Below are 10,564 nucleotides of genomic sequence, written 5' to 3' on the forward strand. Positions count from 1 at the left end.
GCCATCGCCATGCCTGCGCTGGCGCAAAAGGCCCCGTCGGACAAGCCCGCCGCCTTTTTCGGAGCCGGTTTTTTCGCCGGAGCCTTCTTGCCCTTCTTGGCAGGCGCCTTGGCGGCGCGTTCGGCGATCAGCAGCAGCGCCTCGTCGAGCGTCAGCTCGTCCTTGTTCTTGTCCTTGGGGATGGTCGCGTTGACGCTGCCGTCGGTGACATAAGCGCCATAGCGCCCGTCCATGATCTTGACATCGGTATCGGTCGCGGGGTTCTTGCCCAGCACCTTGAGCGGTTCGGGCGTGCCGCGCCGCGCGCGACCGCCGCCCGCTGCGGCCTCGGCGAGCTTGACCACCGCCGCGTTCATGCCGGTCTCGAACACCTCCATCGTGCCCGACAGCCGCGCATATTTGCCGTCATGTGCCAGATATGGCCCGTAGCGGCCGATGCTCGCGGTGATCGGCTTGCCCGTCTCGGGATGCTCACCGATCTCGCGCGGCAACGACAGAAGCTTCAGCGCCCATTCGAGCCCGAAATCCTCGCCCGGCACGTCCTTGGGGATCGATGCGCGCTTGGCGTCCTTGCCGTCGCCCAGCTGGACATAGGGGCCGAAGCGACCAGACCGCTTGCTCACCGCCTCGCCGGTCACCGGATCGGTGCCGAGCTCCTCGGGTCCACTATCGCCCTGATCCGCCTCGCCGCCGCCCTGGGCAAAGCGGCGCGTATATTTGCATTCGGGATAGTTGGAGCAAGCAACGAACGCACCGAACCGGCCGCCGCGCAGCGCCAGACGCCCCTCGCCGCATTTCGGGCACAGGCGCGGATCACCACCATCGGCCTTTTTGGGGAAGAGATAAGGCTCGAGGAACTTGTCGAGCTCGGCGGTGATCTCGGAAGGCTTCTGCTCCATCACCTCGGCGGTCTTGGGCTTGAAATCGCGCCAGAAGGCCTCGAGCACCGCGCGCCATTCCGCGCGACCGCCCGACACGTCGTCCAGCTCTTCCTCGAGGCCGGCGGTGAAGTCGTAAGCCACATAGCGCTCGAAGAATCGCTCGAGAAAGCCTGTCAGCAACCGGCCCGATTCCTCTGCGAAGAAACGATTCTTCTCGACGCGCACATAGGCGCGGTCCTTGAGCACCTGGATGATCGAGGCATAGGTCGAGGGCCGCCCGATTCCCAGCTCCTCGAGCCGCTTGACCAGCGATGCTTCGGAAAAGCGCGGCGGCGGCTGGGTGAAATGCTGCACGGCGTCGACCGATTTCTTCGCTGGACTGTCGCCCCTGGACATGACCGGCAACAGGCCGCCATCCTCGCTGTCGGGATCGTCGAGCCCTTCCTCGTACAGCGCGAGGAAGCCCGGGAATTTCACCACCTGACCATTGGCGCGCAGCGCGGTGCGCCCCGTGCCGTCGACCAGTTCGACGACCGTGCGCTCGAGCAATGCGGTCGCCATCTGGCTGGCGAGCGCGCGCTTGAAGATCAGGTCGTAGAGCCGCGCATGGTCGCCCGAACCGGCGCGATCGCGGCTGAAATCGGTGGGGCGGATCGCCTCATGCGCTTCCTGCGCGTTCTTGGCCTTGGTCTGGTACTGGCGCGGGGTTTCGGGGAGGTAATGACCCGAATAGCGCTCGGAAATCGCCTTGCGCGCTTCCTGGATCGCGCCGCCATCCATCTGAACGCCATCGGTTCGCATATAGGTGATCGCGCCGTCCTCGTAGAGGCTCTGCGCAATCCGCATGGTGTGGCTGGCGGAGAAGCCCAGCTTGCGCGCGGCTTCCTGCTGCAGCGTCGAGGTGGTGAACGGCGGCGGCGGATTGCGCTTCACGGGCCGAGTTTCGACCGTCTCGACGGTGAAATGCCCGGCTTCGACCTTGGCCTTGGCGGCTTCGGCGGCACCCGCATTGCCGAGCGAGAGCTTGTCGAGCTTCTCGCCCTCCAGCCGCACCAGCCGCGCGGTGAAGGCCTGGCCGTCCTGCTCCATCTGCGCGCTGACCGACCAGTATTCCTGCGCGGTGAACGCCTCGATCTCGCGCTCGCGCTCGACGATTAGACGCAGCGCAACCGACTGCACGCGCCCCGCCGATTTCGCGCCGGGCAGCTTGCGCCACAGCACCGGCGAAAGCGTGAAGCCGACCAGATAGTCGAGCGCGCGGCGGGCGCGATAGGCATCGATCAGGTCGGTATCGAGCTCGCGCGGCGCCGCCATCGCCTCGGTGACGGCCTTCTTGGTGATCGCGTTGAAGGTGACGCGCTCGACCGCGTTGGGCAGCGCCTTGCGCTTGCCCAGCACCTCGAGCACGTGCCAGCTGATCGCCTCGCCCTCGCGATCGGGGTCGGTCGCCAGGATCAGCCGGTCGGCCTTCTTGGCCTCGTCGGTAATGGCCTTGAGCTGGCGCGTCTTGTCGCCATAGGCTTCCCAGACCATGTCGAAATCATTGTCGGGATCGACCGAGCCGTCCTTGGGCGCAAGATCGCGGATATGCCCATAGCTGGCCAGCACCCGGTAATCGGACCCGAGATATTTTTCGATGGTCTTTGCCTTGGCGGGCGATTCGACGATAACCAGTTGCATGTAATGGATTTCCCGGAAGCTCTCACGTGTACGCGTAAGCTGGGCGGCGTTATCGGCATTCGTCAAGAGCGTCCAGTGCAGGCGTGAAGCCGGTCACACCAGCGACACTCGTCCCGCCGCATGCCGCTCGATCAGCCCGCCCAGTTCAAGGTCGAGCAGGATCATCTGCACTGCGCCGCTCTCCAGCGCCGATTGGCGCACGAGTTCGTCCACGCCGATCGGCGAGCGACCGAGCAGGTCGACCAGCAGCTGCCGCGCGGCATCATCGGGCTCGCGCTGCGGTTGCGGGGAGTAAGGCTGGACCGGCGCGGCAACATGGCGCGCCCGGCTGACGGTCATCGGCGAAACCAGCTCCAATATGTCCTCCACCCCCTGCACCAGCACCGCCCCGCCCCGGATCAGCTCGTTGCAGCCTCGCGAGCGCGAATCGAGCGGCGATCCGGGAATGGCCATCACGTCGCGCCCGGCTTCGGCCGCCAGCCGCGCGGTGATCAGCGAGCCGGACTTTGGCGCGGCTTCGACGACCAGCGTGCCGTGCGCCATCCCGGCGATGATACGGTTGCGATACGGGAAATGCCGCGCTAGCGGCTCGGTGCCCGGCGGCTGTTCGGCGATCACCAGCGCACGCTCGCCCATCTCGGCCTGAAGATTGCGGTTCTCCGGCGGGTAGCTGATATCGATGCCCGAGGCGATCACGCCGGCGGTGCTCGCCGGGCCGGCACCTGCGATCCGCAAGGCGCCCTCGTGCGCGCTGGTATCGATTCCCCGCGCCAGGCCCGAGACGACCAGAAACCCGGCCTCGGCGAGCTCGCCCGCGATCTGCCGGGCAAAGCGGCACGCCGAAGCCGAGGCGTTGCGCGCGCCGACCATCGCGATGCTCGGGCGCTGCATCAGCCGGGTGTCGCCGCGCACGGTGAGGATCGGTGGGGCATTGTCGATATGGCCGAGCAGCCCTGGATAATCGGCATCGTCGGCGAACAGATAGCGCGCACCTGCCGCCTCGACCCTTTGCGCCTCCTGCTCGGCCTGGCCCTGCGAGACGATGCGGAGCGGTCGCCCCCCGGCGCGCTGGACGAGATCGGGCAGCGCGTCGATCGCGGCGAGCGCCGAGCCGAACCGCACCATCAACTGCGCGAAACTGATGGGTCCGATGCGCTCGCTGCGCAGCAGCCGGATGCGCGCCAGATGCTCGGCGCTCAGCATGCGATGAAGCTCAGGCGGCGGGGGCTCAGGCGGCGGACGATCTGCCGATCTTTGGCTCGGTGCCCGCCATCAGCCGCTCGATATTGCCGCGATGCTTCCACAGCACGAACACCAAGGTCACGACGAACACCCACAGAGCCTGCTCCATGCCAAACCACCACGCCGCCACCGGCATCGCTGCCGCCGCGAGCATGCCGCCCAGCGACGAATAGCGAAAGGCAAAGGCGGTGCCGAGCCACACGACGGCGAAAACGATGCCGAGCGGCCAGTAAAGCGCAATCGCGATGCCGAGCAAGGTCGCAACCCCCTTGCCGCCGGCAAACTTGAGCCAGATCGGATATAAATGGCCCAGAAAAGCGCCCAGCCCGGCGAACGGTCCGCTGCCCGGCGCGATCGCCTCGGCAATCGCGATCGCGAGCGCACCCTTGCCCAGATCGAACAACAGGGTTGCAGCGGCCAGCCCCTTGCGTCCGGTGCGCAACACGTTGGTCGCGCCGATATTGCCCGACCCGATGCTGCGCAGATCGCCCGCACCCGCCAGCCGCGTCAGGATGATGCCGAACGGGATCGAGCCGAGCAGATAGCCCATCAGCATCAGCCCGCCCAGGGTCGCCACGGCCATGCCTGCCAGATCGCTCATCACATTCTCGTCCCGCATCCGCGCGGTTCATCCGCGTGCCATGCGTGATAGGCTGGCCGACGTTTTTGGCAAGCATGGTTGATCGCCTGCCCTGCGATGCTAAGCGTGGCGCATGACGCAAAGCCCATCGCCCGCGAGCGAGACCGACCCCAGAGCCCCGCTGCTGTTCTTCGATTCCGGTGTCGGCGGGCTGACCGTGCTCGATGCGGCGCGCAAGCTGCTTCCGGACGCGCCGATCGTCTATGCCGCCGATTTCGCAGGATTGCCCTATGGCGAGAAGACCGAAGCCGAGATCGGGGCGCGCGTGCCCGCGCTGCTCGGGCGGCTGGTCGAACGTTATCGCCCGCGCCTCATCACCATCGCGTGCAACACCGCGTCGACCATCGCGCTGCCCCAGGTGCGCGCCGCGCTCGACCTGCCCGTTGTCGGCACCGTTCCGGCGATCAAGCCCGCGTCCGAGATCTCGACGAGCCGGGTGATCGGCGTGCTGGGGACCGAGGCGACGGTGCGTCAGCCCTATGTCACCAATCTGGCGCGCGAATTTGCCAGCGATGCGAGCCTGCTGCGCTATGGCGCGCCCGAACTGGTGCGTGCAGCCGAGATGAAACTGCGCGGCGAAACGCCCGATCCTGCGATATTCGATCGCGCGGTGGCGGGTCTCACTTCGCAGGAGCGCGCGGTGCCGATCGACACGGTGGTGCTGGCCTGCACCCATTTTCCGCTGGTCGAGGACGAGCTCGCCCGCGCGTTCGCCCGGCCGGTACGCTTCGTCCACGGTGCCGAAGGGATCGCGCGGCGCGTCGCCTGGCTGACGCGCGACCAGCGGTTCGAGGGCAATGGATTGCGCTTCGTCGCCACCGGCCCCGCCGGCGCGATCGCTGCCTATCAACCCGCACTCAAGGCGCGCGGATTTGCCGCGTTCGATAGTCTTTGATCGACCCGCACGATCAAGCTGACGCCGATTTTCCATTGGCGTGATGGCCAAGCGAATGCTTAACCGACACGCGCTATAGGACGTTTTGTCCCATCAGTTGCGAGCCATTATCGCTGGAATTGCGGGATTTAGTTGCTATGAAGACGGCAGCTGATGCGCACGCAGATGGTCGCGGAATGGGTGAGGCGCAACGAGCTGCAACATCATATGTCAGGACCAGGGTGGCTGCGTGAACTACGACCAGATTTTCGAAGCGGCGATTGACCGGCTGCACGCCGAGGGCCGCTACCGGGTCTTTATCGACATCCTGCGCAACAAGGGCGCGTACCCCAATGCGCGCTGCTTCCACGGGCATAATGGCCCGAAGCCGATCACCGTCTGGTGCTCGAACGACTATCTCGCGATGGGCCAGCATCCCAAGGTCATCTCCGCGATGGAAGAGGCGCTGCACAATGTCGGCGCAGGCTCGGGCGGCACGCGCAATATCGGCGGCAACACGCATTATCATATCGAGCTCGAACACGAACTGGCCGATCTGCACGGCAAGGACGGCGCGCTGCTGTTCACCTCGGGCTATGTCTCGAACGACGCGACGCTCTCGACGCTGGCACGCATCCTGCCGGGCTGCATCATCTTTTCGGACGAGCTCAACCACGCCTCGATGATCGCGGGCATCCGCAATTCGGGCTGCGAGAAGCGCGTCTTCCGCCACAACGATGTCGAGCATCTCGAAGAGCTGCTCGCCGCCGAAGACCCGAACGTGCCCAAGCTGGTCGCGTTCGAGAGCGTCTATTCGATGGACGGCGATGTCGCCCCGATCCACGCGATCTGCGACCTGGCCGACAAGTACAATGCGCTGACCTATCTCGACGAGGTGCACGCGGTCGGCATGTATGGCGCGCATGGCGGCGGCATTTCGGAGCGCGACGAGGCGGCCGCGCGGCTGACGATCATCGAGGGCACGCTCGGCAAGGCGTTCGGGGTGATGGGCGGCTATATCGCGGCCGACCAGAAGATCATCGACGTGATCCGCAGCTATGCGCCCGGCTTCATCTTCACCACCTCGCTGTCACCGGTGCTGGTCGCGGGTGCACTGGCAAGCGTGCGCCATCTCAAGCAGTCGAGCGAGGAGCGCGAGGGCCAGCAGGCCGCCGCCGCGACGCTCAAGCAGCTGTTCCGCGACGCCGGGCTGCCGGTGATGGACACCACCACGCATATCGTGCCGCTGATGGTCGGCGATCCGGTCAAGGCCAAGCGGATCAGCGACATGCTGCTCGCCGAATATGGTGTCTACGTGCAGCCGATCAATTTCCCGACCGTGCCGCGCGGCACCGAGCGGTTGCGCTTCACCCCCGGCCCCAGCCATGACGAGGCGATGATGCGCGACCTCACCGCGGCGCTGGTCGAAATCTGGGACCGGCTGGAACTGCGCAAGGCCGCCTGATGGGGCTTGCGCCGCAACGCTACAGCCTTGGGGCCATCGTTCTCCACTGGCTGATCGCGGCGGCACTCGTCTTCCAGATCGTCTTTGCCGAATCGCTCGAGGGACCGCGCGGACCCGACCTGTTCGCGCGCTATCAGCTGCACAAGTCGGTCGGCATCACCATCCTGCTGCTGAGCGTGCTGCGCCTGGGCTGGCGCTTCATCGCGCCGCGCCCGGCGCCGGTGTCGGGGCCCAGATGGGCGATGACGCTCTCGGGATTGGTCCATTTCGGATTTTATTTCTTCATGATCGCCGCGCCGGCGACCGGCTGGATCATCGTTTCGACCTCGAGGATCAAGGTCGAGACGCTGTTGTTCGGCTCGATCCCCTGGCCGCACCTGCCGGTGCCTGCGAGCTGGGGCGAACCGGCGGAATTTCTCCACCATGTCATGCCCAATGTCGCGATCGCGCTCCTGGTGCTGCATGTCGCGGGCGCGCTGCGGCACCAGTATCTGCTCGGCACGCCGATCCTCGCGCGGATGCTGCCCGGCGGCCAGGGCAAGGCGATTGGCGCGCTGATGACGGCAGCGGCGATCATGCTGGGCGGCGTGGTGCTCGGCAAGCGCCGGAGGCCGAGCCGCGCAACTGGGTCGTCGCCAAGGGCGGCACGCTCGGCTTTTCGGCGCGCTGGAACGGCGAGCCGGTCGACGGCCGCTTCGCGCTCTGGACCGCGACCATCCTGTTTGCGCCCGAGGCGCTCGACGCCTCGAAGATCGATGTCAGCATTGATTTGGCCTCCGTCGATACCGGCGACGGCCAGCGCGACGGCACGCTGACCGGCAGCGATTTCTTCGATACCGGCAAGTTCGCCAAGGCGACGTATCGGGCCAGCAAGTTCAAGGCGCTTGGCGGCAACCGCTATCGCGCCGATGGCACGCTGACGCTGCGCGGGGTGACCAAATCGGTGCCACTCAACTTCACGCTCGACATAAGGGGCGACAAGGCGCGTGCCCGGGGCAGCGCCACCATCGACCGCACAAGTTTCGGCGTCGGCCAGGGCGATTATGCCAGCACAGCTGAAATTGCCGGGTCCGTTGCGGTGAGTTTCGACTTCCAGGCGACCGCACGCGATTGAACCGGCGCACGGGCGACTCCATATCGCCCGCATGACCGCTTCCCCGCACTGGATCGAACCCTTTCCCCATGGCATCTACGTGCGGCCGGCCGATGCGTGGATCGATCCCTCTCGGCCCGTCTCGCGCGCGCTGATCACGCACGGCCATGCCGACCATGCGCGCGGCGGGCATGACGCGGTTTGGGCGACGCCCGAAACGCTCGACATCATCAACCTGCGCTATGGCCGCTACACGGGCGAGAACGCGGTCGGCTATGGCGATGCGGTGGACCTGAACGGCGTGCGCATCTCCTTCCATCCGGCGGGGCATGTGCTGGGATCGGCGCAAATCCGGCTCGGATATCAGGGTGAGACCGTGGTCGTCACCGGCGATTTCAAGCGGCGGCCCGATCCCAGCTGCGCGCCGTTCGAACTCGTGCCCTGCGATATCTTCATCACCGAGGCGACCTTCGGCCTGCCCGTCTTCCGCCACCCGCCAACGCCGGACGAGATCGCCAAGCTGCTCGCGATGCTCGAGACGAATCCGCAAGGCTGCGTGCTGGTGGGGGCCTATGCGCTGGGCAAGGCGCAGCGCGTGATCGCCGAGCTCCGTGACGCGGGCTTCGATGATCCCATCTATCTGCACGGCGCGCTCGAGAAGATGTGCGCGCTCTATGGCGAGCATGGCGTCGATCTGGGCGAGCTGCGGCCCGTGGCGGGAACCGACAAGAGCGAGCTCATGGGCCGCGTCATCCTCGCCCCGCCCTCGGCGCTGGCCGACAGGTGGAGTCGGCGACTGCCCGATCCGGTCACCGCCATGGCCTCAGGCTGGATGCGCGTGCGCGCGCGCGCGCGGCAACGCGGGGTGGAGCTGCCGCTCATCATTTCCGACCATGCCGACTGGGACGAGCTCACGCAGACCATCCGCGATGTCGCCCCGCGCGAGGTCTGGGTGACGCATGGCCGCGAGGAGGCGCTGCTGCGCTGGTGCCAGTTGCACCAGATCCGGGCGCGTGCGCTGGCGCTGGTCGGGCGCGAAGACGAGGACGACGCCTGATGCGCGCCTTTGCCGCGCTCGTCACGCAGCTGGGCTATACCCGCTCGCGCAATGCCAAGGTCGCGCTGATCGCCGATTATCTGCGCGCCACGCCCGATCCCGATCGTGGCTGGGCGCTTGCGGCGCTGACCGGCGAGGCCGATTTCTCGGCGGTCAAGGCTTCGGCGGTGCGCGCGATGGCGATGGAGCGGGTCGATCCCGAGCTGTTTCGCCTGAGCCGCGATTTCGTCGGAGACACCGCGGAGACCGTCGCCCTGATCTGGCCCGAGACTGGAACGCCGACCAACGATCTGCGCCTCGCCGATGCGGTCGACAGCTTTGCGAACGTCAGCCGCGCCCGCGCGCCTGCGCTGCTCGCAGACTATATGGACCGGCTCGACAGCGACGGCCGCTATGCGCTGATCAAGCTCGCCACCGGGGCGATGCGCGTCGGCATCTCGGCGCGGCTCGCCAAGACCGCGTTCGCGCAGGCCTTCGGGCTTGATGTCGATGCGGTCGAGGAGGTGTGGCACGCTCTCGCGCCACCTTATGCCAGCCTGTTCGCCTGGGGCGAAGGCGGGCCACGCCCCGATCCCGAAGGCACGCCCTATTTCCGCCCGTTCATGCTCGCGCATCCGCTCGAGGACGGCACGGTCGATCTTGCCGATTATGCCGCCGAGTGGAAATGGGACGGCATCCGCATCCAGATCGTGCGCATCGGCGAGCAGGTGAGGCTGTTCAGCCGCGGCGGCGACGACATCACCCTCGCCTTTCCCGATATTGCACAGCACATGCCCATCGAGGGCGTGTTCGACGGCGAACTGCTGGTGCGCGGGCAGGCACAGATGGGCGAGGCGGCAAGCTTCAACGCGCTGCAGCAGCGGCTGGGCCGCAAGACGGTATCGGCCAAGATGCTCGCCGAAGCGCCTGCGTTCGTGCGGCTTTACGACCTGCTGATCGACGGGCGCGAGGACCTGCGCACCGCACCCTGGCATGTCCGCCGGGCGCGGCTCGAGGCGAAGCTGCCGGCGCTCCCCGCCGACCGGTTCGACCTGTCGCAGATCATCGAGGCAGCGGATTTTGCCGAGCTCGGCCGCATCCGCGACGGCGCGCGCGATGCCGCGATCGAGGGCGTGATGCTCAAGCGGCGCGACAGCCTGTACGTGCCTGGTCGCCGTGTCGGGCTGTGGTACAAGTGGAAGCGCGACCCGCTGACCGCCGATTGCGTGATGATGTACGCGCAGCGCGGCAGCGGCAAGCGGTCGAGCTTCTATAGCGACTATACCTTTGGCTGCTGGAACGACGAAGGCGAGCTCGTCCCGGTCGGCAAGGCCTATTCGGGCTTCTCGGACAGCGAGCTCAAATGGCTCGACAAGTTCGTCCGGCAGAACACCGTCAACCGCTTCGGCCCGGTGCGCGAGGTCGAAAAGTCGCTGGTGCTCGAAGTGGCATTCGATTCGATCCATGAATCGAAGCGGCACAAGTCGGGCATCGCGATGCGCTTTCCCCGGATCGCCCGGCTACGGCGCGACAAGCCGGCGGCCGAGGCGGACACGGTGGCGGCGCTCAGGGCGTTCATCACGTAAGCGACCAAAGCCCGTCACCCCCGCGAATGCGGGGGTGTGGATTCACGTTTGAAGTGCAACACTGGTT

8 protein-coding genes and 1 pseudogene are annotated in these 10,564 nt (G+C 66.6%); 6 read left to right on the top strand and 3 right to left on the bottom strand.

Translation table 11 applies throughout. From position 1 onward, the window contains the following. From topA to plsY, 3 genes are all read right to left on the bottom strand, one after another. The coding region (gene topA / locus DM995_RS03970; protein WP_116968573.1) for a type I DNA topoisomerase at positions 1-2,561 on the bottom strand (2,561 nt) is incomplete at its 3' end. 93 nt (positions 2,562-2,654) lie between these two features. After that, positions 2,655-3,764 (bottom strand): DNA-processing protein DprA, encoded by a 1,110-nt coding sequence (gene dprA, locus DM995_RS03975; protein ID WP_116968574.1) that lies wholly within the window; start codon positions 3,762-3,764, stop codon positions 2,655-2,657. 25 nt (positions 3,765-3,789) lie between these two features. Further along, on the bottom strand, positions 3,790-4,404 hold the full coding sequence (plsY, locus tag DM995_RS03980; RefSeq protein WP_116970320.1) for a glycerol-3-phosphate 1-O-acyltransferase PlsY: 615 nt from the start codon (positions 4,402-4,404) through the stop codon (positions 3,790-3,792). A 112-nt stretch (positions 4,405-4,516) separates the two neighbouring features. On the opposite strand from plsY, the gene murI reads away from it, so the two are divergent. From murI to DM995_RS04005, 6 genes and pseudogenes are all read left to right on the top strand, one after another. Then, positions 4,517-5,338 carry a glutamate racemase gene (murI, locus tag DM995_RS03985; RefSeq protein ID WP_116968575.1) on the top strand — a complete coding sequence of 274 codons (822 nt, stop codon included), beginning with the start codon at positions 4,517-4,519 and terminating at the stop codon, positions 5,336-5,338. A gap of 229 nt (positions 5,339-5,567) precedes the next feature. Further along, positions 5,568-6,782: a 5-aminolevulinate synthase gene (hemA, locus tag DM995_RS03990; protein ID WP_116968576.1), complete on the top strand. Its 1,215-nt coding sequence runs from the start codon at positions 5,568-5,570 to the stop codon at positions 6,780-6,782. Beyond that, positions 6,782-7,300: pseudogene (locus DM995_RS22095) on the top strand (cytochrome b); the annotation flags it as partial. The gene hemA and the pseudogene DM995_RS22095, both read left to right, overlap by 1 nt. Further along, positions 7,195-7,896 carry a YceI family protein gene (locus DM995_RS22100; RefSeq protein WP_232824478.1) on the top strand — a complete coding sequence of 234 codons (702 nt, stop codon included), beginning with the start codon at positions 7,195-7,197 and terminating at the stop codon, positions 7,894-7,896. The pseudogene DM995_RS22095 and the gene DM995_RS22100, both read left to right, overlap by 106 nt. Before the next feature lie 31 nt (positions 7,897-7,927). Further along, positions 7,928-8,932, top strand: coding sequence for a ligase-associated DNA damage response exonuclease (locus DM995_RS04000; protein WP_116968577.1), 1,005 nt, complete (start codon positions 7,928-7,930; stop codon positions 8,930-8,932). Further along, the gene (locus DM995_RS04005) at positions 8,932-10,497 is read left to right on the top strand and encodes a cisplatin damage response ATP-dependent DNA ligase (RefSeq protein ID WP_116968578.1); all 1,566 of its coding nucleotides are present in this window, start codon (positions 8,932-8,934) and stop codon (positions 10,495-10,497) included. The genes DM995_RS04000 and DM995_RS04005 overlap by 1 nt, the downstream gene beginning before the upstream one ends. The last annotated feature ends 67 nt before the right edge of the window (positions 10,498-10,564 follow it).

It is taken from the genome of Blastomonas sp. UPD001 (assembly GCF_003426715.1).
Lineage (GTDB): Bacteria > Pseudomonadota > Alphaproteobacteria > Sphingomonadales > Sphingomonadaceae > Blastomonas.